The organism is Lamprocystis purpurea DSM 4197 (genome assembly GCF_000379525.1).
GTDB lineage: Bacteria > Pseudomonadota > Gammaproteobacteria > Chromatiales > Chromatiaceae > Thiodictyon > Thiodictyon purpureum.
Map to the genome: position 1 here is coordinate 1 of NZ_KB902542.1, position 25,495 is coordinate 25,495.

The 25,495-nt window shown below is 66.7% G+C and carries 24 protein-coding genes and 1 pseudogene; 12 read left to right on the plus strand and 13 right to left on the minus strand.

Going from position 1 to position 25,495, the window contains the following annotated elements:
- Positions 1-581 (plus strand): annotated as a pseudogene (locus A39O_RS0126440) (Uma2 family endonuclease); the annotation flags it as partial.
- A gap of 559 nt (positions 582-1,140) precedes the next feature.
- Here A39O_RS0126440 and A39O_RS37175 read toward each other — a convergent pair.
- Entirely contained in the window at positions 1,141-4,641 is a 3,501-nt protein-coding gene (locus tag A39O_RS37175; RefSeq protein ID WP_020507672.1) for an SUMF1/EgtB/PvdO family nonheme iron enzyme, read from the minus strand.
- A gap of 256 nt (positions 4,642-4,897) precedes the next feature.
- Positions 4,898-5,374: a tellurite resistance TerB family protein gene (locus A39O_RS0126455; protein WP_020507674.1), complete on the minus strand. Its 477-nt coding sequence runs from the start codon at positions 5,372-5,374 to the stop codon at positions 4,898-4,900.
- 87 nt (positions 5,375-5,461) lie between these two features.
- Here A39O_RS0126455 and A39O_RS41290 point away from each other — a divergent pair, with 87 nt between their 5' ends.
- The 3 genes from A39O_RS41290 to A39O_RS0126470 are packed head-to-tail and all read left to right on the plus strand — an operon-like array spanning position 5,462 to position 6,470.
- The gene (locus tag A39O_RS41290; protein ID WP_157640434.1) at positions 5,462-5,809 is read left to right on the plus strand and encodes a hypothetical protein; all 348 of its coding nucleotides are present in this window, start codon (positions 5,462-5,464) and stop codon (positions 5,807-5,809) included.
- A 21-nt stretch (positions 5,810-5,830) separates the two neighbouring features.
- Positions 5,831-6,061 (plus strand): hypothetical protein, encoded by a 231-nt coding sequence (locus tag A39O_RS0126465; protein WP_020507676.1) that lies wholly within the window; start codon positions 5,831-5,833, stop codon positions 6,059-6,061.
- Positions 6,051-6,470 (plus strand): PIN domain-containing protein, encoded by a 420-nt coding sequence (locus A39O_RS0126470; RefSeq protein WP_020507677.1) that lies wholly within the window; start codon positions 6,051-6,053, stop codon positions 6,468-6,470. The genes A39O_RS0126465 and A39O_RS0126470 overlap by 11 nt, the downstream gene beginning before the upstream one ends.
- Before the next feature lie 133 nt (positions 6,471-6,603).
- Here the strand turns inward: A39O_RS0126470 and A39O_RS0126475 are convergent, their stop codons facing one another.
- Positions 6,604-8,022, minus strand: a complete 1,419-nt coding sequence (locus A39O_RS0126475) for a dihydrolipoyl dehydrogenase (RefSeq protein WP_020507678.1) — start codon at positions 8,020-8,022, stop codon at positions 6,604-6,606.
- Positions 8,023-8,285: 263 nt separating this feature from the next.
- Between A39O_RS0126475 and A39O_RS0126480 the strand changes: the two genes are divergently transcribed.
- Positions 8,286-8,918 carry a hypothetical protein gene (locus tag A39O_RS0126480; RefSeq protein WP_020507679.1) on the plus strand — a complete coding sequence of 211 codons (633 nt, stop codon included), beginning with the start codon at positions 8,286-8,288 and terminating at the stop codon, positions 8,916-8,918.
- Positions 8,919-9,042: 124 nt separating this feature from the next.
- Here A39O_RS0126480 and A39O_RS0126485 read toward each other — a convergent pair whose 3' ends face one another.
- From A39O_RS0126485 to A39O_RS0126520, 8 genes are all read right to left on the minus strand, one after another.
- Positions 9,043-9,633 carry a class I SAM-dependent methyltransferase gene (locus A39O_RS0126485; protein ID WP_020507680.1) on the minus strand — a complete coding sequence of 197 codons (591 nt, stop codon included), beginning with the start codon at positions 9,631-9,633 and terminating at the stop codon, positions 9,043-9,045.
- Between the two features lie 145 nt (positions 9,634-9,778).
- Positions 9,779-9,994, minus strand: a complete 216-nt coding sequence (locus tag A39O_RS0126490; protein WP_020507681.1) for a zinc-finger domain-containing protein — start codon at positions 9,992-9,994, stop codon at positions 9,779-9,781.
- A 72-nt stretch (positions 9,995-10,066) separates the two neighbouring features.
- A complete protein-coding gene (locus tag A39O_RS0126495; protein ID WP_020507682.1) occupies positions 10,067-10,990 on the minus strand; it encodes a branched-chain amino acid transaminase in 924 nt (307 codons plus the stop codon).
- A gap of 83 nt (positions 10,991-11,073) precedes the next feature.
- The gene (gene glnE, locus A39O_RS0126500) at positions 11,074-13,956 is read right to left on the minus strand and encodes a bifunctional [glutamate--ammonia ligase]-adenylyl-L-tyrosine phosphorylase/[glutamate--ammonia-ligase] adenylyltransferase (RefSeq protein WP_020507683.1); all 2,883 of its coding nucleotides are present in this window, start codon (positions 13,954-13,956) and stop codon (positions 11,074-11,076) included.
- 91 nt (positions 13,957-14,047) lie between these two features.
- Positions 14,048-14,959 carry a D-hexose-6-phosphate mutarotase gene (locus A39O_RS0126505; protein WP_020507684.1) on the minus strand — a complete coding sequence of 304 codons (912 nt, stop codon included), beginning with the start codon at positions 14,957-14,959 and terminating at the stop codon, positions 14,048-14,050.
- A 211-nt stretch (positions 14,960-15,170) separates the two neighbouring features.
- Complete coding sequence (locus A39O_RS0126510) at positions 15,171-16,829, minus strand: potassium channel family protein (protein WP_020507685.1); 1,659 nt, start codon at positions 16,827-16,829, stop codon at positions 15,171-15,173.
- Positions 16,830-17,219: 390 nt separating this feature from the next.
- Complete coding sequence (locus A39O_RS0126515) at positions 17,220-17,855, minus strand: hypothetical protein (RefSeq protein WP_020507686.1); 636 nt, start codon at positions 17,853-17,855, stop codon at positions 17,220-17,222.
- A gap of 122 nt (positions 17,856-17,977) precedes the next feature.
- Positions 17,978-19,000: a CDP-6-deoxy-delta-3,4-glucoseen reductase gene (locus A39O_RS0126520; protein WP_020507687.1), complete on the minus strand. Its 1,023-nt coding sequence runs from the start codon at positions 18,998-19,000 to the stop codon at positions 17,978-17,980.
- A gap of 53 nt (positions 19,001-19,053) precedes the next feature.
- Between A39O_RS0126520 and A39O_RS0126525 the strand changes: the two genes are divergently transcribed.
- From A39O_RS0126525 to A39O_RS0126555, 7 genes are all read left to right on the plus strand, one after another.
- Positions 19,054-19,983, plus strand: a complete 930-nt coding sequence (locus tag A39O_RS0126525; protein ID WP_020507688.1) for an SDR family oxidoreductase — start codon at positions 19,054-19,056, stop codon at positions 19,981-19,983.
- 258 nt (positions 19,984-20,241) lie between these two features.
- The gene (locus A39O_RS0126530) at positions 20,242-20,640 is read left to right on the plus strand and encodes a Rap1a/Tai family immunity protein (RefSeq protein ID WP_245561986.1); all 399 of its coding nucleotides are present in this window, start codon (positions 20,242-20,244) and stop codon (positions 20,638-20,640) included.
- Positions 20,641-20,690: 50 nt separating this feature from the next.
- Positions 20,691-20,924: a glycine zipper domain-containing protein gene (locus A39O_RS0126535; protein ID WP_026199755.1), complete on the plus strand. Its 234-nt coding sequence runs from the start codon at positions 20,691-20,693 to the stop codon at positions 20,922-20,924.
- A gap of 76 nt (positions 20,925-21,000) precedes the next feature.
- Positions 21,001-21,402: a Rap1a/Tai family immunity protein gene (locus A39O_RS0126540; protein WP_020507691.1), complete on the plus strand. Its 402-nt coding sequence runs from the start codon at positions 21,001-21,003 to the stop codon at positions 21,400-21,402.
- 67 nt (positions 21,403-21,469) lie between these two features.
- A complete protein-coding gene (locus A39O_RS0126545) occupies positions 21,470-21,727 on the plus strand; it encodes a glycine zipper domain-containing protein (RefSeq protein ID WP_020507692.1) in 258 nt (85 codons plus the stop codon).
- 13 nt (positions 21,728-21,740) lie between these two features.
- Entirely contained in the window at positions 21,741-21,971 is a 231-nt protein-coding gene (locus tag A39O_RS0126550; RefSeq protein WP_020507693.1) for a YMGG-like glycine zipper-containing protein, read from the plus strand.
- A 432-nt stretch (positions 21,972-22,403) separates the two neighbouring features.
- The gene (locus A39O_RS0126555; RefSeq protein ID WP_020507694.1) at positions 22,404-22,754 is read left to right on the plus strand and encodes an RNA recognition motif domain-containing protein; all 351 of its coding nucleotides are present in this window, start codon (positions 22,404-22,406) and stop codon (positions 22,752-22,754) included.
- 255 nt (positions 22,755-23,009) lie between these two features.
- On the opposite strand, the gene ubiD is transcribed toward A39O_RS0126555, so the two are convergent.
- Positions 23,010-24,488 (minus strand): 4-hydroxy-3-polyprenylbenzoate decarboxylase, encoded by a 1,479-nt coding sequence (gene ubiD / locus A39O_RS0126560; protein WP_020507695.1) that lies wholly within the window; start codon positions 24,486-24,488, stop codon positions 23,010-23,012.
- 72 nt (positions 24,489-24,560) lie between these two features.
- Positions 24,561-24,926: a 4a-hydroxytetrahydrobiopterin dehydratase gene (locus tag A39O_RS0126565; protein WP_020507696.1), complete on the minus strand. Its 366-nt coding sequence runs from the start codon at positions 24,924-24,926 to the stop codon at positions 24,561-24,563.
- Between the last annotated feature and the right edge of the window lie 569 nt (positions 24,927-25,495).

Here is a 25,495-nt window from a genome sequence, read left to right on the forward strand (position 1 = left end):
CCGACCAGGAGCGCAGCGGCATCGTGCGCGACACCGTGACCAAGAAGGCCGAATACGCTGCCGGGGGCGTGCCCGAGTATTACATCCTGCATCAGCATCCCGCCCACCAGGCGTTCTACACCCGCACCGCCGCCGGGTTCTATACACCCATCGAACCACAGGCCGGGGTGATCTGCTCGCGGGTGCTGCCGGGGCTGCAATTCCGCCCGGCCGACCTGGCGCGCCGACCCGACCTGGAGGCGCTGCGTGATGATTCGGTCTATGCCGGCTTCGTCCTCCCCGGCTGGCGCGCGGATCGGGAACGGGCGGAGGCTGCGGCGCGGCAAGCCGATGCCGAAGCGCGGCGGGCCGACGCCGAGGCCCAGGCCAAACGCGAGGCCGTGGACCGGGCCGCTGCCGAAGCGCAGCGGGCCGACGCCGAGACGCGGCGGGCCGATGCCGAGGCCCAGGCCAAACGCGAGGCGGTGGACCGGGCCGACGCCGAGGCGCGGCGGGCCGACGCGGAGGCCCAGGCACGGCAGCGCCTGGAGCACGACCTGGCGGCTCTGCGGGCACGCTTCGAGGAGGGTCGGGTGCGGTGAGGGACGGGCACTGGTGGCGAATTGCGCTCAAACGGGCGTATCCGCCGCACCGGCTTGGCTCAGATCCGGAATGTCTCACGCCAAGGCGCCAAGACGCCAAGGTTCTTCAAGGCGCTATCGAAACCGGAGGCGCTCGCGGGGTGACGGGGGTCACCGCAGGATTGCGCTCTTCTTGGCTTGCTTGGCGTGAGATAAGTTCTTGGCTCTAGCTCCCGCGCTCCAGCGGGGGAGCAGGTGCGGGCGCTCTGCGTCCAGTGCGCAGACCGGACGCGGAGCGCCCGCACGACACTCCCACGCTGGAGCGTGGGAGCGAGCGAACGGACGGGTGATGCGGTTCGAGTACTCACCGCATCCTACGCGCTGGACCCCGCTCATCCGGCGCGCGGTCTGCCAGCGTTTCGGGGGATGTGGGGCGCGCTGGGCGGGTGACAACGGTGTTTGACAGTGTCATTTACACTGACAACGACACTGACAATCACACTGACAAATTGTAAGTCAGTGTCAAACGCGAACGGACCGCTGCGCGGTCCGTTGAAGAAAGGGTTGAAAGATCAATGGGTCAAGGCTGACGGCGCGCGGCCAGGACGCAGCGGAACCCGGAGTCCCTGCCCCGGAACATGGCCGCGTTCCAGTACCGGATTGTGGAGCGCAGGTACCCGGCCTCGAGCCAGAAGGCACCGCCGCGCACCACGCGCGGCGATCCGCCTTCCCGCTTGTCCTCAAAATAGAAGTCGTCGCACCACTCCCAGCAGTTGCCCGCCAAGTCCTCCAGGCCAAGCTGGGCCTGCCCCGAACGGGGGAAGAGCCCGACCGGGGAGGTGACATCGAGACCCGCCTCGGCGCTGTTGCAGATCCCGTCCTCCCACTGGCCGCCCCAGGGGTACCCGTACCCCTGGGGACCGCGGGCGGCGGCCTCCCACTCCTGCTCCCTGGGCAGGCGTCCCCCGGCCCAGCGGCAGAAGGCGTCCGCCTCCCAGAAGGAGACGCCCACCACCGGCTGGTTGGCGGTGTTGAAGCGGCTGTCCTGCCAATATGCGGGCAGGTTCACGGACCCGGCTTCGCGCCAGGCCCAGCCCGCGGCGGACCACCAGCGGGACTCCCGGTAGCCGCCGTCCGCGATGAACAGCCCATACTGGCTGTTGGTCACCGGGTAGCGGCCGATCCGGAAGGGCGCTGCGATCTCCCCCTGACCTTTCTGATACGCATAGTGCCCGGCCGGAACCAGGACGAACCCCCGCTTCTGCCAGGCCGGGTCGCGCGGGTCGCCGAGCCGCGGGTCGCCGACCAGCCCCAGGACCATCCCCAGCCGGAACCGGTCCTTGAGCGCAATCTCATCCGCGATGGCCTCCACGGCGAGGTCCGCGTAGCGGTCCGCGAGATCCAGCAGGTTGAGTTCCTTGCGTTTGAGCAGCTCGAGCCAGTCGGCGCAGACCACGGCGGCGACGGGGTTGGCACGAACCGCGGCGCGGTCCTGGGTGGTGAGTAGGTCGCGGGCGGCGTCCAGTGCCCATTGCTCACCGTTGCGCTCCAGCATCCGGCCGAATAGGAAGCTCAGGGTGAGCCGCCACTCGGGGACCGGGGCGCGGGCGGTGACCACGGAGGCGAACCAGTCGGGTTCGCGGCGGGTGCGGGCCAGGTGCTCGGCGGCCAGGAATTCCTGGAAGCTCAGGTGATAGAAGCCGGCCTTGCCGGTCCCGCGGGCGAGCAGCAGGCCGGAGCGGGCGAGCAGTTCGTCGCGGCGCTCAACGGCGGCGGCGGTGCCCGCCTCGGTGGCCGGATTGAGCTCGGCATAGTCGGTGAGGATGCGCTCCACCTCCTCCAGGCTGACGGCCGCCTCCGGGGTGACGCGCTGCATCTGAAGCGCGGCCCCGGTGTGCATCCCGAGCGCGATGGCGCCGAGGCGCCCGCGCACGGCGGCGCGCTCGTTGTCCGCGCCGCGGTAGCGGTTGAACAGGACGTTGTTGACCAGCTTGTCGTAGAGGTCATGACGGTCCTGAGGCAGCCGCCGGCCTTCGTTGTAGCGCACGCAAAGTGCGGTGAGCAGCATGGGGTTGCGTTTGAGCTCTTGCAGGTCCGGGCGGTCGGCGAGGTGATCGATCAGGCCGCCGGCCTTCTCCGCGCCCTGAGCGGGGTCGGCGGCGGCGTACCAGCGCTGGATGAAGAGCGGCTGGAGGTCCGCGTCCAAGGCGGCCAGCGGTGCCCCGGGCAGGGCCAGGCGCCGCAGGTCTTGCGGGCGCAGGCCGTAGGGGCGGCTGGTCAGCAGTAGACGATTGCCGGCTTGGGTCCAAGCGTCGAGTGCGTCCGCGAGTGCGGCGAGCAGACAGGCGCGCGGGTAGGTCTGCCGGTTCCCGTCACCGTGCGCGATCGGGACCTCATCGATGCCGTCCAGGATGAGCAGGCAGCGGCCGGCGTCGAGCAGGGCGGTGAAGGTCGCCGCATCCAGGCGCCCCCCGGCCCAGTCGGTGAGCCAGTGGCCCAGGGCGGTGCTCAGGGCGGTTGGGCTCAGGTGATGGTTGCCCGGTGTCAGTGGCAGTGTGGTCCAGAAGTCCCGCAGTGGGACCAGGACCGGCAGCCGGTCGCGCAGCGCCGCGGGGAAGGTCTCGCGGTAGGCGTCCGGCTCGGCGATCGGGTGGGCAGGCAAGGCGCCGCCGGCCACGACCAAGGCCAGCCAGCGGCAGAAGGTGGACTTGCCGGCACCGGGGTCGCCGGAACAAAAGAGCGACGCCTCGCCCAGACGGCTGAGCAGTTGTTCGTATTGCGGCCGATCGTCCGGCTGCCCGTCCGGTGCGGCCGGGTCGGGCGGTGTCGGCCCGACCGGGTCGCACCGGACGGGCGCTGTCGGCCCGCGCCGGGCGGGCGTGATGGCGGGAACATAGACCTGACTGAGCTGGGTGGGGTGTTGCGCCTGCGCCTCCAGACCCAGGAGTTCGACCGATTCGTTTTTGCGGCGCAGCCAGTCGAGATAGGCGGCAGGGACCGCAGGCGCGCCGGCGACTTGGGTGGGGGTGTTCGTGGTCGGCGGCTGGTCCAGGAGAAAATCCGCCGCCCCGTCGCCGTCATGGTCGCCAGGCTGGTTCCGGTCCTCCGTCCATTTGCCATCGATCCAGGTGCGGAAGAGGACGCGCACGCGCTTGGGGTTGGGGTGCAGTTCGAGCCACTGGAAGGCGTTGGGGTGGCCACTGCCGTGGTAGATGCAACCGGCGGCGAGTTCCAGGCAGGCGCGTTTGGGGTCCGCGGGCACCACCCGGCAGGCTGCGGGCTCACGCCGGTGACCGTGCAGCAGCAGATCGCAGTGCAGGTGGATATTCTGACGTGCCTCGTGCAGGTCGAACGCCGCCAGATACTCCAACGGGTGGTGCATCAGGGCGATGCGCCAGTCGGCCCCGTCTGCATCCTTGTGCATCACGGTCTGATGCACCTGGTAGCGTCCGAGCAGCAACCGGCCCTGATCCTGATCGGTGCAGGCCATCCAGGCGGAGTCGAGTCCGGCGACGTGCAGGCATTGGCCGTGGAGCGGGATGCTGCGCTGCCACCAAGGCACGGATTGGGCTTTACCGAGCCAAACCCGGCAGAAGGCAAGATAGGCGGCGTGGCGACTGATGAGGACCTTACGCTGGGTCGCAGCACCGAGAACCGTGCCGATCTGCTTCTGATCTTGGCGAGTCAACAAGCGATCCTGAGTTGCCTCGGCAACGATGTCGATCGATTCCCAATCCACGTCATGGTTGCCCGGCACCAGCAGCAGCCGGTCCCGCGGCAGCGGTTGCGCCGAGCCCGGCGACAGGGCGGGCCAGAGCCCCTCCAACCATTCCAGGGCCGAGCACGACGACTCGCCGGGTTTGCGCTTGTGCCCCGGCTGGTATTCCCCGGCCTTGCCGGAGTAACCAAGATCCCCGGTGATGACCACCAGGTCCGGTACCAGGCCCGCCGCGACCTCGGCGCGGATGAACTGCACCAAGTCGCGCAGTACCGGGTCCGCATCCCAGGCGCGGTCGGCGCGGAACTGAAGATCGGACAGGTGCAGCAGCCGCACGGGGCGGTCGGTCGCGGTGTCGGGCATCCGGTGCTCATTCTCCAGGTGGGGTGCGGCGAGTGTATCAGTGCCATGTGAAACGGGCTAACCAGCGGAGGGGGCCATCGCGCGGGTGACCGGACTAGGGCAGTGGCAGCGGCACCTCGGTCAGGCCGCCGGGGCACCCGGGCGGGTTGCGATCGACCTGCCAGGCACCCTGGTTCCAAAGTCGGAAATGCACCCGCGCCCGCCGGGGGGGCGGAGACCGTTCAATCACTGGAAGGCATTGGCATGATGGACTGCGCTATACCGGGTTCTGCACCGCCCCGACGGTCTCGCCCATCACCCGATGTTTCGCGGCGATGAAGGTCTGGTGCGGCACATGGAGCAGATTCGCCACCTTGCGCACCAGATACTCCTCATGTTTGCACAGCACCTGATCGGCATAGGCGACCTGCCACAGCAGTTCGACCAGGGCGGCCCGCTGCCGGGGGTCGAACTGGCCGTTGATGAGTGAGGTGAACTGGTGGTCGTCGGTCGCCTGCTGTCGCTCTTCCTGGGCGCAGGCAATTAATTCTTCAGCCTGTTCGGGCGACAGGCCGAAGCGTTCACGCACCGCGGCGACGATGGCCGCCTGTTCCACCGCCGTCATGGCGTCATCCATGTGCGCCATCTCCAGCAGCAGAGCGGCGGCGGCACACCGGGCGGCCGCGGCCGGGTCCTGGTCGGTGGGGTCGGTGCCCAGATGCGTGTCGAAGAAGCGTCGAATGCGGTTCAGCATATTTGGTGCACCTGAAAACAGTGGTCAGGTCGATGCGTTGCAGGCGGTTGACGGTCGTGCAGTCACGTCAGCCGGAAATTTTTGGCAGTGCTGTCGGCAGGCGGCGCGACGGCTGGTGGATGCGCCGCGCTGATCAGCCCCGCGCTTGAGGCTGGCGGCATTGCTGTCGGTTGTCAATGGGCGGAAACTCAGAGCCAGTGTTCAAGCGATTCAAGCAACCGCTATCAGCGAGAAGAAACCATGGTCATTGTTGAAGCGGTCTTGAAGACCGCACTCCGTTTGCCGGTCGAAGACCGGGCGGTACTGGCCGAACGACTCCTTGAGAGCCTCGACGACCTTGACGAGCGCGCGTCCGATCCCTCCCTTGGGGAGGGCGTGAGAGCGGCGACGCACTTGAAGTCGCTGCGGTCCAAGGTCTATATTAATCCTGTGTAACTGTGAGACTGTGGATGCGCAATGAAAAATATCACCCTATCTGTCGATGAAGAGACCTACCGTTGCGCGCGCATTGCCGCCGCCGAACGCAACACCACGGTGAGCGCCCTGGTGCGCGATTACCTGCGCACCTTTGCCCGCGCCGCCGATGCCGACCCGGACCCGGCCGCGGCGCTCTTCGCGGCCCTGGACTGCGCCCAGGGCTTCCGGGCGGCCGACCGGTTGACCCGCGAGGAGGCCCATGCGCGTTGATTCCTTCATCGATACCAATGTTCTGCTCTACGCGGTCTCGACCGACGCGGCCGAGGCCGCCAAGCGGACGCAGGCACGGGAGGTCCTGAGCAGACCTGGCTGGGGGCTGTCGGTGCAGGTCCTTCAGGAGTTTTACGTCAACGTGGTGCGGCCACCACGCAGTGCCATGACCCACGCCGACGCCGTGGCGGCGATCCGCCAGTTCCTCCGGCATCCGACTGTGGCATCGGATGCCGCCCTACTCCTGGATGCGCTGCGGCTGAAGGAGCGCTTCCAGATCGCCTATTGGGACGCGGCGATCATCGCTGCCGCTAGTGTTCTGGGCGCCTCGGTGCTGTATTCGGAGGATCTGAACCATGGCCAGGACTATGACGGGGTGAAGGTGATCAATCCCTTCCTGGCGCACTGAGGTGGTCCGACGCGTCCGCCTCGTGTCCACCTGGCGCCGGAACTCAAGGGCTCGTCACGCACCCTGCTGTGCCGGCGATCCCGATTCGGCGTAGGCGATGTGCCGCGAGTGGCTGTCGTCCGGATGGGATGGCTCAGTCCGACAACGGCGCCAGCTCAGTCAGACCGCCGCTGTTCTTGGTATTCACCTTGGCATACAGGTCATAGAGCGCGGATTGCAGAGCTTCCTCGATGACCGGGTGATAAAAGGGCATCCGCAGCAGGTCGCCGACGGTCAGGCCCTGTTCGATACACCAGCACAGCAGGTGCGCCAGATGCTCGCCCTTGGGGCCGATCATTTCGCCGCCGAGGAGGCGTCCGCTGGCCTGGTCGGCATAGACGCGCAGCAGGCCGCGGTTCTTGCCCATGATGAGCGCCCGGCCGACCGGGGCGAACTTGACTTGACCGACCGCCGTGGTCGCCGGATCGAGTTGCTCCCAGCGCAGGCCGATCGCGCAGATGTTGGGGTCGCAGAAGTTGATGAAAAGCGGTGTCTTGCGGCGGAAGCGCGTCGGGGTTTGGTCGATGCGGGCGGCGTTGTAGCCGGCGATCTTGCCCTCGTCGCCGGCCTCGTGCAGCAGTGGGCGATCACCGGAGATGTCACCGGCGATGAAGACCGGCAGGTCGCCGACCTGCATGCTGTGGTGGTCGACGGGTGGGAGACCGCGCGCGTCCAGGGGCAGCCCGAGCACCTCCAGTCCGAGCCCGTCCACGCGGGGGACGCGTCCGATACTGCACAGGACCTTGTCGACCAGGACACTGTGTTCGCCCGCGGTCACCCGCAGTTGGTCGCCTTCTGCTTCGATTCGCGCCGGCTCGCCCAGGCGGATCGTAAACTCCCGCCCCATGAGATCGATGGCGCACTGGTTGACCTCGGGGTCGGAAATCCCGGCGATGCTGGTGAGTTGGTCGAAGCCGGTGATCTGCACACCCAGCCGCGACAGGCTTTGGCCGAGTTCGAGGCCGATGGTCCCCAGGCCGATGACCGCCATGGCGGTCGGCAGGGCTTCGAGTTCGAAGACTTCATCGGTCGTGATCACCCGATCGCCGAACGCGCGCCAGGGTTCCGGCACCAGCGGTCGTGAGCCGGTGGCGATCACCACCGCGCGGGCGCGGATGCGCTGGCCGGCCACCTCGACCAGGGTCGGTTCGAGCAGGCGGGCATAGCCCTGGATGAAGAGGTCCGCCGGCATGTCGTCGGTGCTGTTGCTCAACACCCGGTCGACGAAGGTGTCGCGCAGATCCTGGACGTGCTCCAGCGCCTGCGGAACATCCAGGGTCAGGTCTTCGTGCCCGGCGACGCCATACCGACCCAGGTGCATGCGTCGATGGTAATCCTCGGCGATCTGGATCATGGCCTTGGACGGCATGCAGCCGACGCGCGCGCAGGTGGTTCCAGGCTCGCCGCCGTTGATCAGGACAAAGGACTTGTCGGCCCGGCGCGCCTGACCCATGGCGTTGAGGCCGGCGGTCCCCGAGCCGATAATTGCGACATCGACGTTGCGTTCTTCCACGAGGATCTCCCAAGGATGGTTGGCGGGGCGATGCCGGCGGGCTGGGCGCCGCCGACGCGGGTACGCGGTTATTTCCAGAGACGCGAATCATAACCTGAGTGCAGGATGACGGGCCTTCGCTGGATCGCGCAATGCGCGCTGCGGACGGCGACTGACGCGGGAGTGGTTCAGCGTATGCTGTCACGCTGAGCGAATCCGGTTGCAACGCAAGCTGACGGCTGGCCGCTTTTTCCATATTTATTTTTTCAAAGGGGTAGGTATCAATGGCACTTGATCAGAAGACCTTGCAGAAGAAGCGGGCCAAGCGGGAGCTGAAACGCAAGCAGGTGAGACAGGGGGCTTCCGGCCAGCCGGGTGTCTTGTCCAAGGCGCGCGAGTGGGCGGCAGCGGTGCGGGCGCCGATCGCGGACGTTCTGGTTCCTGATAACCTGTTCAAAGCGGGGATCGGCACCGTGTGGATCAGCCGGCTGTTGCCGGATGGCCGCTATGCGATGGCTGGAATCCTCGTCGATACCTACTGCCTGGGTGTCAAGAACGCGCTCTTCAAGATCTTCGAGGGCGCGGAGTATCCCGCATTCCTGGACAGGATTCAGGACGGTCCGGGAGGCGCGCTCGTGCGGCAGGAGCCGGCCTACGCGCGCAAGCTGGTCGAGGATGCGGCGGCCTATGCCAGGAATCTCGGTTTCGAGCCGCATCCGGACTACCGGGTCGCCGGGTTGATTTTCGGTGATATCGACGCGGCCGAGTGCCCGGTCGACTTCACCTTCGGGATGAACGGTCGGCCCATGTATATCGAGGGACCGGACGATAGCCCGGCGATGCAGCGGCGCATTCTGAAACAGCTCGGACAGGCGGCGCTGCGTCAAGCGGACGCCGGTGTCGATCAAATCAGCTAGGCCTGGCGGGCCTTGATCAAGATTCCGGCCACTTGGACTCGCCGGGTGCGTAGTCAGGCCATCCTGGCCTGACATCCTCAGGGCTGGAAGCCCTGACGACGCACGCCGCTGGCCGGGATTACGATCAAGGCCGCCTGGCGCGGCGCAGGACCACGGTGAAGTCTTCACGCAAATAGCCGGTCTCGATGGCGCAGACGGCCCCCAGATCCTGGGCGAGGGCGAGGATCTCGTCCGGTTCCCAGTAGTTGAAGGTGTCGCAGTCGTCGAGGCCGCGGAGCAGGTTGAAGAGAAAGCCCTCGCGCGCGGCCGCCAGGCAGCGCGCGATGAATTGCCGGGTCTCATCGCGCGTGAAGGTATTCATGGCGCCGCTGCAGATGTAGTAGTCGGCCTCCGGCAGATCGTCCTGCAAGGCATCGAGCAGCAGGATTTCCTGGCGCGTACGGGCGCGGGCGAGTTCGACCATGGGGGCGACCACGTCGATGCCGAGATAACGCCCCGGCAGTGCCCCTACCGATTTCAGGTAGGTATAGAAGTCGCCCATGCCGCAGCCGACGTCGACCAGGGTCAGGTCGGCCGGATCCGCGGGCAGCAAACGGCGCAGCACATCGAACCGAACGCGCTGGGTGAGGGCCGATTCCCAGTGGGCACCCTCGGCATTATGGCCGTAGCGTTCGAGTGCCAGGCGATAGAAAGCGTCGGTGTCGACTCTAGGCATGGGGCGTGGCCTGTGCGGCCCTGATGAAACCGCGTGATTGGCGAATGATAGCCTTCGGACGTGATAACCGGACAAGGGGCGGGTTTCAAACCCGCCCCTACAGACTCTAACGAAAAACTGAAACCCGTTCGGTATAACGGCCGGCTCAGTCGATGAGTCGGTAATGGGCCCCGCAGTAGGGGCAGACGGCGGTGCCGTCGGGGCTGTTCTCGATCGGCAGGTAGACTCGCGGGTGCATGTTCCATAGTTTGTCGGCAGGACGCGGGCAGCAGAGCGGCAGGTCGGCGCGGCTGACCGCGATGCTGTCGGCGTGCTGATGCGCGGCGGTCGGGTTGCTCGGCTGGGCGGCGGCCTGGTGCATTGGGGGCTCCGGTATCTGGATTGGTTGCAGCGATGCCGGCCCCGACCCGGCGCACGCCGGGCCGGAATCGGTTCAGACCAGGGTCAGCCACTCCGGGTGCGTGTCCCGGCGGCCATGGACCTGATCGAAATAGAGCGCTTGCAGGCGTTCGGTGAGCGGACCGCGGCCGCCCTTGCCGATGGTGCGGTTGTCGACCTCGCGGATCGGCGTCACCTCGGCGGCGGTGCCGGTGAAGAAGGCCTCGTCGGCGATGTAGACCTCATCGCGGGTGATGCGTTTCTCGACCACCCGCAGACCCAACTCTTCGCACAGGGCGAAGACGGTGCGGCGGGTGATGCCGTCCAGGGCGGAGGTCAGATCCGGGGTATAGAGCACCCCGTCGCGCACGATGAAGATGTTCTCCCCGCTGCCTTCCATGACATAGCCGGAGGTGTCCAGCAACAGCGCCTCGTCATAGCCGTCGCGCAGGGCCTCTTGCAGCGCCATCATGGAATTCATGTAGTTTCCGTTGGCCTTGGCCCGGCACATGGTGATGTTCACATGGTGGCGGGTGAAGGACGACACGCGAATGCGGATGCCGTTCTTCATGTTGTCCTCGCCCAGATAGGCACCCCATTCCCAGGCGGCGACCATGCAGTGGACCTTGAGGTTGTCGGCGCGCAGGCCCATACCCTCGGCGCCATAGAAGCACATGGGACGGATGTAGGCGGAGTCGAGCGCGTTCTCCCGCACCACGGCGCACTGCGCGGCATGCAGGGTCGCACGGTCGCAGGGCATGGGCATCCCCAGGATGTGGGCCGAGTTGAACAGCCGGTCCGTGTGCTCCTGGAGGCGGAAGATGGCCGCGCCGCGGTCGGTCTGATAGGCGCGCACGCCTTCGAAGACGCCCATGCCGTAGTGCAGCGTGTGGGTCAGGACATGCACCTTGGCCTCGCGCCAGGGCACCATTTCACCGTCCAGCCAGATCAGACCGTCACGGTCCGCCATCGTCACCATGTGCTACTCCGCTCGGGTCGGGGCCGGTGCTCCGCCCTGGTTGATTCCAAAAGAGTGCCGGTCGGCCGGCCCGATCCGCGGCGTCAATCGCCCATCAGCTCCCGCCACAGGCCGCGGACACGCGCGCGCTCCGCGAGCAGGGCGTCGTCGGGCACCGTCTTGGGCTGATCCTGCAAGGTGCTGCGATGATAGGCGCCGCGCAGGGCCTTGTAGGCGTCCGTGAGCTCGGCCGTGGTTTGACCGGGCAGCAGGTCCAGCCGGGCCAGGGTTTCCAGTTGACGGATGTTGTCGGTCCAGAATGCCAGGTCCGGGTACCGCGCGGCCCACCGCAGGACCGAGTATTGAACCATAAACTCGATGTCGGCAATACCGCCGCGCCCTTGTTTGAGGTCGAAACGTCCGCGTCCGCTCTTGTCCAGGCTGTCGCGCATGCGCGCGCGCATGGCCCGGACGTCCTCGCGCAGCCGCTCGGGATCACGCGGCCGACAGATGATGGCGTGGCGGATCACGCTGTAGCGCTCGGCCAGCGCGGCGTCGCCCGCCACCGGCCGGGCGCGGATCAGCGCCTGGTGTTCCCAGGTCCAGGCACTGTGTTCCTGATAGTCCGCGAAGGCCGTCAGTGAGCGCACCAACATGCCCTTGTTGCCGTCCGGACGCAGGCGCATGTCCAGTTCGTAGAGGATGCCCGACGGGGTGTGCGCGGTCATCATGTGGATCATGCGCTGGCCGAGCCGGTTGTAGAACTGCTCGGCGCTGATGGGTTTGGGGCCGTCGGTCTCGACGCTCGGTTGGAGGCTGCCGTGGAGAAACACCAGGTCGAGGTCGGACCCGTAGCCCAGCTCCAGCCCGCCGAGTTTGCCGTAACCCAGGACCAGCAGGCCGCTGTCGGCGCCCTGCAGGCCCGCGGGCCGGCCATGGCGCCTGGCCAGATGGGCGAAGGTCAGCGCCAGGGTGCGGGCGACCGCGACCTCGGCGATCTCGGTCAGGTAATCGCTGACCTTCATCAGCGGGACCACCCCGGTCAGGTCGGCGGCGGCCACCCGCAGCATGTTGCCGTGGGCGAATTGCCGCAGCCGCTCCATCTGCTGATCCAAATCCTCCGGGTCGATCGGGGCGAGCAGGGCGCTCAGCTCGGTCTCGAGATCGTGGCGCCGCTGGGGGGTGTAGAGTCGGCGCGGGTCGATCAGTTCGTCGAGCAGCAGCGGCTGGCGGACGATCTGCTCCGCGATCCAGGGGCTCATGCCGGTGAGCCGCGCGAGCTGCGTGAGGGCCATCGGCCGTTCCAGCAGCATGGCCAGATAGGCGGTGCGCCGCACCACCGACTCCAGTACCCGCAGGACGCGCTCCAACGCCAAATCCGGTGCCTCGCTGGCGGCAATGACCTGAAGCGCCAGCGGCATCAACTGGTGGAGCCGCTCCCCGCCGCGGGTGCTCAGCCCCTTGCGGGCGGTGGCGTCGCGAAAGGTGCCCAGTCGCTGTCGGGCCGCCTGGGGGTCGGTAAAACGCGCGGCGGCCAGGACCTCCAGGGCGCGCGCGTCGTCCAGGGTCCCGCGCCACAGCGCGCTGAGGTCCGGGTCCAGGCCGGAGGGCTCGGTCGGCGGGGCCATGAAGACCTGATCGAACTGATCCTGGACGCGCTGCCGGTGGCCATCCAGGACCTTGACGAAGGTGTCCCAGTCGGCACAGTCCATGGCGCGCGCCAGCCGCAGCCGCCCCAGGTCGTCGGCGGGCAGCAGGTGGGTTTGCCGGTCCCGGTAGGCCTGGATGCGGTTCTCCACCAGGCGCAGGAAACAGTAGGCGTCATCGAGTTGCTGCACGGCGACGGCCGGCAGCCGCCCGCGCTGTCCGAGCAGCGTCAGCACCCGGCGGATCGGGCGGGTCTGCAGATCCGGATCGCGCCCGCCGCGCACCAACTGAAAAGCCTGGCCGATGAACTCGACCTCGCGGATGCCGCCCGGACCAAGCTTGATATTGGCGTCCATGCCTTTCTTGTAGAGTTCCTTGGCGATCATCTGCTTGAGATCACGCAGGGAGTCGATGGCGCCAAAGTCGAGGTAGCGCCGGTAGACGAAGGGCCGCAACAGGTTCTCCAGGGCGGCGACGGCCGGCGGGTCGCCGGTCAGGACGCGCGCCTTGATCATCGCGTAGCGCTCCCACTCGCGCGCCTGCGACTGGTAATAGTCCTCCAGCGCATCGAGCGCCATCACCAGTGGGCCGGCATCGCCGAAGGGGCGCAGCCGGGTGTCCACGCGGAAGACGAAGCCGTCGACGGTCTGGTTGTCGAGCGTCTGCACCAGGCGCTGGGCGAGCCGCAGAAAGAACTGTTGATTGGTCAGCTCGCGCGGTCCGCCGCTCACCTGGCCTTGGGCGGGAAAGGCGAAGATCAGGTCGATGTCGGACGACAGGTTCAGCTCGCGCGCCCCGAGCTTGCCCATGCCGATGACCAGCAGGTGTTGCTCGCGGGCCGGGCCGCCCGCCGCGTCGGCCGGGTCGGCGGGATCGACCGGTGTACCGAGTTCGGCGCGCGTCCAGTCGTGGAGCCGCGTCAAGGCTTCGCGGATGCAGCAATCGGCCAGTTCAGAGAGGTCTTCCAGGGTTTCGTCCAACCCGGCCAGGCCGCCCAGGTCGCGCCAGATGATGCGCGTTTGCTCGCGGCGGCGTAAGCGCCGCAGGGCGCGCTGCAGGGTCGGCTCGTCGGTCACGCCGGCCAGGGCGCCGGCCAGCCGGGATGCGAGGTCGCCGGGCTGATAGATCCGCTCCAGATCGCCGGAGTCCAGCAGGTCGGCGAACTCGGCCGGGTGGCGGGCCGCGGCCAGCGCGACGTATTCACTGGCCTCCCAGATTCGTGCCCGGAGGGCGTCGAATGCGGGGGCGGCGGGCCGCGCGCGGCCCTGGGCGGCGGCCCAGTCCAGCCACTGTTGCCACAGGCGGTCAGGGGCTTCCTGGAGTGTCGGCTCCGGGGTCATGATGTCCTGAGTCCCTCGGGAACCAGGGTCGGTGAGCGGAACTGCCTGGTGCTTGCCCGCCGCGGGAGGTGCGAGAGCGCCGCGGTCGCCTTCACAGGGGCTCTACGGCGTAGTCGGCCGCCACCCGGGTCTCGCCGCCGCCGGGGACATCGATCACCTCGGAGGCGGTGTTGACGGTCTCCACACACAGCATGATGCGATAGTCCTCATCGTCCAGGTCATCCATGGCGCGGGCGGTCGCCACCCAGGGGTTCCATACCACGCAGGTGGCGCTGTGACGGCTGTTGATGCGAATGCGCCGCTCCAGCACCGGGTCTTCGATGGTCAGGGCCGGCGGTACCGACTCATAGATACGGTTGACCTCGGCGGCGATCGTGAGCGGCCCCTCCTGGGTGCGGATGGCGTTCTGCGCCCCGGCGGCCTTATCGATATAGGAACAGCCGTCCAGCCCCAGCACGCGCACCCGGGTGGCGTCGCCGACGCTGAAATAGGTGTGCAGACCCTGGGTGATCTGGAAGGTCCGATCACCGGCATTGCGGGTGATCAGTTCCACCCCCAGGGTGGCGCCGACGGTGATCTCCACCAGCAGGTTGAAATAATAGGGCCACAGGGCGCGGGTCCGGGCGTCGTCGGCCACGCCCAGGGTCACGCGGGTGGCGCCGCTCGGCAGCGCGCTGGTCGCCAGGACTGACCAGGGCCAGGTGCGCACGAAGCCGTGGGCGGGCCGCTCCAGGCCCTCGGGGTCGGCGCCGAACCAGGGCCAGCAGATGGGGATGCCGCCCTTGATCGCCTTGCCCGGCGCGAAATAGGCGCGCTTGCTGATGAACAGCAGGTCGGCCGCGGCGCCCGCCGGACGGTAGGCCAGCACCTGGCCCGCATAGGGTGAGATCAGGGCGGTCGCCAAGCCGTTGTCGATCTCGATCATGGTCAAGCCGCCGCGTCCCGTGGTGAAACGCAGGGTTCCGCTGATCCCGAAATCAGCATTGAGAATGTCGATATCCAAGATGAAGACTCCGGAAATGGGGTGCCCGCCGGGGGGTCATTGGCAGGGCCCGAGAAGACGCAGGGTACCGCTCATGGGCAAAAACGGAAAGCTTAAAGCGCTCCATCTGTTTACGCCAGAATCACAGCGCCGCCGATCCGGCCGATGCCAACGGCGATCCGCTACCCTGACCACCAAGATGCGCCGCCTTGCCCGGTCTCTCAGGGAGGCGCTAGGTCCCGGCGCCGACGACCCAAGGGGCGGAGCGGAACTCGCGCTGGAAGAGGCTGAGACCCTCGGTGGTGCCGCAGATGAAGAGCGCATCTTCGGGCGTAACTCGCAAGTCCGCAGGAAGATCCACGAATACCTCGCCGCCGCGCTCCATGGCGACCACCGAGGCGCCGCTGCGTTCCCGTACTCCGGCGTGCCAGGGGTGCTTACCCACCAAGGTCCCCGGCCGGACGCGCATGCAGCGCAGCCGTTGTTCGACGGACAGGCCGCTCTCGCCCAGCAGGTGATGGGCCAGGAGCTGCCCGGCGACCTGACCCACCGCGAGGGCGAAGTCCGCCCCTGCCTGATGGAGTCTGGGAACATTGGAGGCGCGGTTGACCCGTGCGATCAGACGGACGTGCGGGGCATAGTCCCGGATCACCGCGGTGCCGAAGACCCCGGAACTGTCGTCGCTCAGGGCCAGCACCAGGGTGCCGGCCTCCCTGACCCGCGCCTGCTCCAGCGTGTGCGGATCCAGGACATTGCCCACGACGTCAACCCCCGGATGGTCGTGTTCGTCGATGACGATGGTCGTCTCGCCCGCGTCATGCAACATCTCGACGACCTTACGTCCGACCTCGCCGAGGCCAGCCACGACGATCGCACCGGCGCGGCGGATGGGAGCGGCCAGGGCCTCCAGCCTGACCAGATTCTCGGGACGGCCGATCGCGACCAGAATGGCCCCGGCGGCGATGCGGGTCGCCGGTCCGCGGGCGGGTGTAAACCTGCCTCCCTGCCACTGACCGATCAGGTTGATGCCGAGCCGCTCGCGCAGGTGGATCGCACCCAGCGCCTGGCCGGCCAGGGGGCTCTCCGGGTGGACTCGGTATTCGGCGATCCCGGCCTGACCGCCCAGTGATTGCAGCCCCTCGGCCTGGGGGCTGATGCGGGTGCTCGCATGGGCGGCGAGCGCGGCGGCCAGCACATGGCTCGGCGTATAGACCAGGGTGGCCCCGACCTTGATCAGGGGTGCCCGGTGCAGCGGGTTTGCGGCCAGCGCGTAGATCGGGCCGGCGAAGCCCCGCTCGCGGGCGATCATGACAAAGGTGGCGCCTAAGTGGTCGTCCGCGCTGGTGACCAATGCGCGGGCGCGCTCCACCCCGGCCAGCAATTCGGGGTCCTCGTCCAATTGCCCCACCACCACGCGGAAGCCTCGATCGACGAGCGCGCGCCCGATCGCCCGATCCTGCTCCAGGATGACGAACGGTGCCCCCACCCGCCGCAGCTCCGCGACCAGCGAGTCGACGCTGGGACCGTAGCGATGAAACAGCACGCGTCCACCCATCGACGGGAGTCTGCGCGGCAGGCGCTGCTCGAAACGTTCTTCGAAATAGGGCAGAACATAGGTTGGGAAGAGGAGAAAGATCAGAAACATGCCGCTCAACTGCACCGTGACCACGAAGAGCGTCATGGCCGGATGGTGCCAATGGGCATCGCGTCCGTAGCCGGTGGTGGTGAGGGTCTCGGAGGCCCACTCCAGGCTATCCCAAAAGCCGCGCGGGTCCCCCTCCAAGTGGGACATCCCCAGCATATAGATGACGGCCAGCAGCAGCAGCGCGGCGGGCAAGGTCGCCACCAAAGCCAGCAGGCGCTTGGTCGACCGACGGAGCTGAAATACCACCTGGGAGACTCCGCGAATCGATGCACCGCCGATGAGCGGCGACGCGCCGACACGACACTGAGGGTCAGACCTCTATCATCGCACAGCTGGCCGCCGTCTTGGGTTGTGGTGCCGGCTCAGCAGCAGTTCTAAATTTGGGTGGCCGCCGCCAGCAGCGTGCCGGCCGCGAGGCTGATGGTGGATGCGCTGCGCTTATCCGCCCTACAAAACCGGCACCGCTGTAGGGTGGATAAGGCGCGCCGCTCGGTGTCAGGGACCCGGCACGGCGGTCGCGCGCGCCGCATCCACCAGGGGTCGCGCGATGCCGCCCAAATTTGGAATCGCTGGCCGGCTCAGGGTGCGGTCCAAAGTGATGTGGTCGCAGACGCGCGTAGGATGGGTAGAACGGCGCTATTCGGGAAGGAATCCGGCCTCTGCCAGACTGCGGATCATGGTCTCGATGACCTCGTTGATGGTGGTTTTCTCGGAGCCCGGGTCCATTGGCTGTGAACGCGCGGACCAGACCAGCTTCTCGCGGGCGACGTCATACAGGTTGGTCTCGAGCTGGAGCATCGGGAAGTTGGCGTAATAGCCGGGTTCGGTGACATAGCCGTGGACCCGCTGGTAATAGGGATAGAGACTGCCGGAGAGGCTGGGGTTGACGAAGTTGCGGGACTGGACCTGTGCGGAGCGCTCGCCCACCAGATGGGTGATGATGACGCCTTGTGCGCCGGTGCCGGCAACAGCGCGTTTGACCGCCTGAACGTCCCCCAGACCGCCGTCGGGCAGCAGGCCATGTCCGGCGCGCGCCGAGACCCCGCGTGCGCGCAGCGCGGCAACGAAATTCACCTCATAGGCACGCCGCACCTTGCCGTTGGCCGCGACGCCGAACACGACCAGATTGCGGTAGGGCTTGGGTGTGATTCCGGGCGCGCTCCAGGTCACGGGGGCCGGGTTCGATGCGCAGCCGTTGACCAGCAGGGCGAACAAGATGACGGCACTGCACAGGGCCAGGTAGGCGGCGATGCCGGTTCGGGCTGAGCGCATGGCGATGATTCTCTGATGGCAGTCGGGAAGGTTCCCATCCGGCCGCGGAGTTTGACCGCGAACGGGGCGCAGAGGCAAGGATATCGGGGTTGACCGGTCGTCGCGAACCGTGTGTGGCTGGCTCAGCCGCCCGCTGCCGCGCGGGTCTCCGGGGCGTATTCGAAGGCGTCGGAGAACAGGTGATCCCGAGGCAAGCCGCGGGCCTCGAAGGCGCGGCGGCCGGCCTCCACCATCGGCGGCGGGCCGCTCATGTAGCAGTCGACTCCGCTCAGATCCGGGTGATTCGCTGCAACCGCCTCATGGACGAACCCGGTCCGTCCCTGCCAGTCCGGGTCGGGTTCCGAGAGCACCGGGGTGTAGGTGAATTGCGGGTGCGCCCGCGTCCAGGCGGGCGGCAGATCCGGAAGATAAAGATCGCGGCGTGCCCGCACCCCCCAGTAAAGTTGCATCGGGCGTTCGATCCCGATAAAAAAAGCGTGCTCGATCATGGCTTTGAGCGGTGCAAAGCCGGTGCCGCCGCCCACCAGAATGAGGGGGCGGTCGGAGTCTTCGCGCAGATAGAAGGTGCCGAGCGGTCCCTGGATGCGCAGGATGGTCTTTTCCTGCAAGTCATTGAACACATAATCCGTGAATTGGCCCTGGGGCACATGGCGTACATGCAGTTCTATGGCCGCGTCGTCATGGGGGGCATTGGCAATGGAGAAGGCCCGCTTGCGCCCATCACGCAGGATGAAGTCCAGATACTGGCCGGCGAAGAACTGGAGCCGCTGCTGCTCCGGCAGTTTCAGATAGAGGCGCACCACGTCATGGCTCAGGTGTTCCTTACGGATCACGCGGCAGGGCAGGGTCCGGACCTCGATCTGGGCGACGCCGCGAATTGGCGTCACGCCGAGGACCAGATCGGCCGTCGGAACCGCCTGGCAGGTGAGGCAGGTCCCCGGCGGTTTGCCTTCCAGACCGCTCGTCGCGTCGCTCGGATAGTCGACCTGACCGGTGATGAGCCGGGCGGCACAGGCGCCGCAGGTGCCGTTGCGGCAGCCGTAAGGCAGCCCCACGCCCTGGCGCAGTGCGGCGGTGAGAATGGTCTCGCCGGGCGCCGCGTCGAAGCGCTGGTCGGCAGGCTCGGTGCGGATCTGGAAACTCATGTCAGTCGACCGTCTTTGCGCCGGCGCGCCTTTGCGTGAATAATCCGACTGGATTGCAAACGAATGACTGCGGCGGGATTGTGGACGAAATCATCGACGAAATCATCATTGTCGGCTGCGGATATGTGGGCACGCGTCTGGCCCGCCAATACCTGGACCTTGGTTTGTCCGTGACCGGGCTGGTGCAAAGCCCCGCCGGGGTCGAGCGCCTCGGCGCGGCCGGCATCCCGGCGCGGCGTGTCCAGTTGGGGCCGGACAGCCTGGCGGCAGCGGAGCCCCTTGGCGTCCTGGACGGCGCCCGCGTCTTCCATCTGGCGCCGTCGTCGGCCGCGGGCAGCGAGGACCAGCATACCCGCGCTCTGGTCGATGCGTTCGCCCGGACCGGTCACCCGCGCCGGGTGGTCTACATCAGCACCACCGGTGTCTATGGCGACTGTCAGGGGGCCTGGGTGGACGAGTCCTGGCCGGCCCGCCCCGGGGTCGACCGCGCGCGCCGTCGGTGGGATGCCGAGCAGACCCTGAGGGGCTGGAGCGCGGCGAGCGGGGGTGAACTGGTGATCTTGCGGGTCGCCGGAATCTACGGTCCGGACCGGCTCCCGTTGGAGCGTATCCGTCAGGGTCAGCCGCTGGTGCGGCCGCAGGAATCGCCGTTCAGCAACCGCATCCATGTGGACGATCTGGTCGCCGCCTGTGTCGCCGCGATGGAGCGCGGCCGGCCGGGTGCCGTGTACAATGCTTGCGACGACGCGCCCAGTACCATGACCGACTATTTCCTGGCGATTGCCGACGCCGCGGGCCTGCCGCGCCCGCCTTTGATCCCGATGGCGGAGGCGGCCGGTCAGGTCTCCGCGGGGATGCTGTCCTACCTGGCCGAATCGCGCCGGCTGCGCAATCGCAAGCTGCGTGAGGAGTTGGGTCTGAATTTGCGGTATCCCAGCCTGGCGGACGGGCTGCGCGCCTGTGCCATCGTGCGCACCTCCTGATCAGGTCGACCCCTGACCGCCTCTTCCCGGATGTCTGTTAGGTATAGCGTTTGCACCTGATATCCAGACAGATCTTCGTGTAGGGGCGGGTTTGAAACCCGCCCCTATGTCCGGTTATTACGTCCGAAGGCTAGATGAGCGGCGACTGACAGCAAGATGACAAGCAGCTAGACTTCGCTTCCGCTCGGGCGCTGCTCAGGGGCCGCTTGGACCCGCCCGGCGGTCGTTTTCGACCAGATCGACCCAGGAGACAAATCAGTGAGCCCAACCATCCGATCGTCCGCCTTGGCGACCGCCCTGATCGCGGTCATGTCGCTGTCGGCGCCGGCCAGCGCTGTCGATGACAGCAGCTTCAACTACGAAACGACCAAGGACCTGCTCGCCGTCTGTGCCGCCGGCATGGACGCGCAGGCGCAGGTCGCGGCGGCCTTCGGCTGCCGCGCCTTCATTGAAGCGACGGTGCAGTACCACGACGCGATCAGCGACCGCAAGAAGCTGAAACGGCTGATCTGCTACCCCAAGGGTGCCACCATTGCCGGTGCCCGGGATGTTTTCCTCGCCTGGGGTCAGAAGAACGCGGACAACACCAAGCAGATGAACGAACTGCCCGTCGTGGGTCTGGTGCGATCCCTGGCGCAAGCGTATCCCTGCCGATGAGCCGCCCGGTTCAACATTTCTCCTCGTCGCATCATTACCCGGAGCTTTTCATGAAACCGATCGCCATTCTCCTCCTTGCCGCGGCTGCCGGGCTGGCAATGACCGGCTGCGGCGACACCTCCCGTGCGCGGGTCGCCACCGGGACCGGCATGGGTGCCGCCACTGGTGCCATCATCGGCTCGTTCAGCGCAAATGCCGGCACCGGCGCCCTGATCGGCGCCGGGGTCGGTGCCCTGGGCGGCGTCCTGGTGGACGAGCACGCCCGCGGCAGCTTCAGCAATTAAGACCAGCGGCCGGCCCGTCGCTGCGACGGGCCGTCTTGTCGCGGCCACGCGTAACAACTCTTTAGGGACTCGATCGATGCAAGCCAACTCAGCGTTCATCCGTGCCCTGGCTGCCGCCGGGATTGCCTTGGCCTTGGGCCAGTCGGCCGTGGCCGTGGAAAATGCGGATTTCCGCTTCGATACCACCAAGGACCTGTATGCCGTCTGCGCGGTGCCGACCAACGCTACCGAGTATCCGATGGCACACCAGGCGTGCCGTGCCTTCATCGAGTCCGCGGTGCAATACCACGATGCGATCAGCAAGCCGAAGCAGATGAAGCGACTGATCTGCTATCCGGCGAACGCCACCATCGAGGAGGGTTTGTCGGCGTTCAACGCCTGGGCCGCGGCAAAGATCGGGGATACGACGCTGATGGGCGAACCGCCGGTGGTGGGTCTGATTCGCGCCCTGGCGGCCAAGTATCCCTGTAAGGGCTGAACCTGCCGCTCCTCAGGCGCCCGCGGTCGCGGCCGCGGGCAACGCTTCTCAACTACCAGGAACCCTCATGAAGACCTTCTCGATGAAGACTGTCGGCGTCCCCAAGGCTTTGGTCGCCGCGGTCCTGATCACCACACTGCCCCTGGCCGGGTGCGGTAACACGACCGGGACACGTTCAGCAACCGGCGCGCTCATGGGTGCCGCGGGCGGTGCGCTGATCGGCTCACTGACCGCTCAAGCCGGGGCCGGCGCCCTGATCGGGCTCGGCGTGGGTGCACTCGGCGGCTACCTTTATGATCAGCACCTCAAAGGCAATATCGACTGATCGGGAGGCCTCGGTGAAGCCCATTGTCGTGACCGTCCTGCTCACTGCCGTGCTGGTACTCTCCGGTTGCGGGACCACGGCTCGGGCCAGGCAGGCGAGCGGGACGGCCTTGGGCGCCGGTGTCGGCGCGATCATCGGGTCGCTGACTGCCAATGCCGGTCAGGGCGCCCTGCTGGGCGCCGCCATTGGCTCCCTGGGTGGGGTGTTGATGGACGAATATCGCACCGGTGGATTCGGTCCCTAGCGTTTCGTGATGTTTTTTGCTCAAACGACGGTTGACGCACTGACCCCGATACACTACTTTTCGCCCTGTTTCCATTGCCGCCAGCCGCCAGGGTTCCAATCGACCGACAAGACACTACCCTATCGCCCCTCCGGAGTCCCTCCCGGGGCATGTCTTTGGGACCCGACCCGTCCGAAAGCCGAAGTACGCGCCGATTCAGGCGCCGTCTGCAGGTTGCCGGACCCACTCCCGATCCATCCCCAGGGCCCGATTCCGATCGCGCGATGCGGTTTGTCTCAGATGTCCTACCCTATGTGGCAAGGCGGATCTTGGCGCGCGCCATGGCGGTTCGGCGGCGCCGGCAGGGAGTTCTCAGTTTCCGACGAGCGGACTTGTGTATTGGTCGCTCGGCGGGTTTCCTCCGACCAATGCACACGAACGTGAGAGACAGCGATGAGGATCTACGTAGGCAACCTGTCGTATAGCGTCACTGATGAGGATCTGCGCGAGGTCTTCGGCGAATACGGCGAACTCGCCGCCGCCGAGGTGATCAAGGACAAGTTCTCGGGTCAGTCCAAAGGATTTGGGTTTGTCGATATGCCCAACAACGCGGATGCGGATACCGCGATCAAGGAGTTGAACGAGTCCGTCTATAAGGGCCGTAAGCTCACCGTCAACGAGGCCCGTCCGCGCGAGCAGAATCGTCCGCGCGGCGGTGGTGGGGGAGGCGGTGGTTGGGGCGGCGGCGGCGGGCGCGACCGTGATCGCGACGGCGGCGGCCGTGAGGGCGGCGGGCGCTACTGACCCGAAGCCGCGTTTGACGGATCGGCCGCTTGCTTTAGCGGGCGACCGATCCTGAATTCGCTTGGGTCTTGAGTCCTCGCTCCGGGAGACTGTCTTGGACGATCACCCTGATATCCTCAGGTAACGCGTTGGGAGTCAAGTTAAACAACGAATATGATCGTTGTCGTTGTCGTTGTCGTTGTCGGTGTCGTTGTCGGAGAAGCGATTCAACGAATATTTCCTGCTCCACGCCCCGCGCCAGACCGGTAAGACGGGTCATGCCCGCGGACCATCGATGCCAAGATCCCCCCAGATGCGATCGACCCGTTCGCGCACCGCATCGTCCATGCGAATCGGGCGGCCCCACTCGCGGGTCGTCTCGCCGGGCCATTTGTTGGTCGCGTCGAATCCGATCTTGGACCCGAGACCCGACACCGGGGAGGCGAAGTCCAGGTAGTCGATCGGGGTATTCTCGATCAGGACCGTATCGCGTACCGGGTCCATGCGGGTGGTCATGGCCCAGATGACATCCTTCCAGTCGCGGGTGTTCACGTCGTCGTCCACCACGATGACGAACTTGGTGTACATGAACTGCCGCAGGAAGGACCAGACCCCCATCATCACGCGCTTGGCATGGCCTGGGTATTGCTTTTTCATGCTGACGACCGCGAGCCGGTAAGAGCAGCCCTCGGGCGGCAGATAGAAATCCTCGATCTCCGGGAACTGCTTTTTCAGGATCGGCACGAAGACCTCGTTCAGTGCGACCCCGAGGATGGCCGGCTCATCCGGCGGCCGGCCCGTGTAGGTGCTGTGATAGATCGGGTCGGTGCGCTGGGTGATGCGGTCGATGGTGAAGACCGGGAAGCGGTCGACCTCGTTGTAATAGCCGGTGTGGTCGCCGAAGGGGCCTTCGGGCGCCAGATCGTCCGGGTGGATGTGGCCCTCAAGGACGATTTCGGCGCTGGCCGGGACTTGCAGGTCGGAGCCCAGGCAGGCGGCCAGTTCGGTCCGGCTGCCGCGCAGCAAGCCCGCGAAGGCATACTCCGACAGGGTGTCGGGTACCGGTGTCACCGCGCCCAGGATGGTCGCCGGGTCGGCGCCCAGGGCCACCGCGACCGGGAAGGGCTGGCCCGGATGCGCGCGCTGGAAGTCACGAAAATCCAGGGCCCCGCCGCGATGGGCGAGCCAGCGCATGATGACGCGGTTGGGCCCCAGCACCTGCATGCGGTAAATGCCAAGGTTCTGGCGCGACTTTTCCGGGCCGCGGGTCACCACCAGTCCCCAGGTGATCAGACGCGCGGCATCTCCCGGCCAGCAGTGCTGGATCGGGTAACGCCCCAGGTCGACCTGATCGCCGGCGAACACTTGCTGCTGACAGGGAGCATTGCGCCGCACCTTCGGGGCCATGTCGAGAACCTTTTTAAAGATCGGCAAGGCCGCCCAGGCTTCACGCAGTCCCTTGGGTGGGTCCGGCTCTTTGAGGAAGGCGAGCAGTCGCCCGACCTCGCGCAATGCCTCGACCGACTCCTCGCCCATCCCGAGCGCGACCCGCTTGGGGGTGCCGAACAGGTTGCCGAGCAAGGGGACCCCTGAGCCCTTGGGGCGCTCGAACAGGAGTGCGGGACCACCGGCGCGCAGGGTGCGGTCGCAGATCTCGGTGACTTCGAGGTAGGGATCCACCTCGGCCCGGACGCGCTTGAGTTCCCCGCGTCCTTCCAGTTGCTCGATGAAGTCACGGAGATCGGTATATTTCATGGATCTGAGGTCGGGCTGAGTGCGGGCCGGCATGATCGGGCATTGCGGGGTTCGGCTCAAGCCGCGGGCACCTCAGTCGTACTGGATGTACGCGAAGCGCGGGTCGTCCGGGGTGCCCTCGAGTGCGCTGTCGGTGCCGGGACGCCACATGAGCGTCTCCTCGATCTTCCGCGCCAATTCGAAGTCCTTGTCGGTGATGCCGTTGGCGGAGTGGGTGACGAGCTTCACGATGACGTCGGCATAGGAGACCTGCAGATCCGGGTGGTGCCAGGCCGCCTCTGCCAGATGTCCGACCGTGTTGACCACCATCAGCGTGCCCTTCCAGCCGCTGGTGCGGTAATGGCGCTGCAGCCGGCCGTCGTCGTAGCTCCAGCGGGGCAACTCGGTCGTGAGGTGCCGGCGGATCGCGCTGTCGGTGTAGGTCTTGTCGTTTGGCATCGCCGTTGTCTCCTCGATGAAGCGGATGTCTGAAATCCTGCAAATCTTGAGTGTGCCTGTCTGGTATCTGACATTCCAGGGGGGGATCTGTTCGGTTGCAGGCGCGGATCAAGAGCGCTTTCCTGAAGCGATTTCTCTTGGTATACTATCGGCATAAATATTGCTTAAACATTACAGTGCAATGTCGGCCTTCAGGTCAGTCGGGCGCTGACGCGCCGGATCTTCGCACGCACCGACCGTTGCCGCTACCGCATGCAGGTGTGTAACCGAGGGTTTGATTCCCGATCTTGATCCGGCCGTTACGGCTGGGCGGGCGGGCCCCCTCAGTGATCGGGTTTGCGGATTCCGGCCGATTAGGTCTTGCGTGCCCGCTGGTTCGGCCCTATCCCCAAGAAAATGAGTACTTGAATAATCATGTGAAAGCCCAACCTCGGCAGCCTTGCGCGGAGTCGGAGGTCGGCAAAGGTCCAGCCGTGTGATTGAACTTCGGCGCATCGATGAACAGCCGTGTCCCGCTTGACGCGGCTGGCAGTTATGCGATTCGTGTAGAATCGCCGAGTGCGGACGCG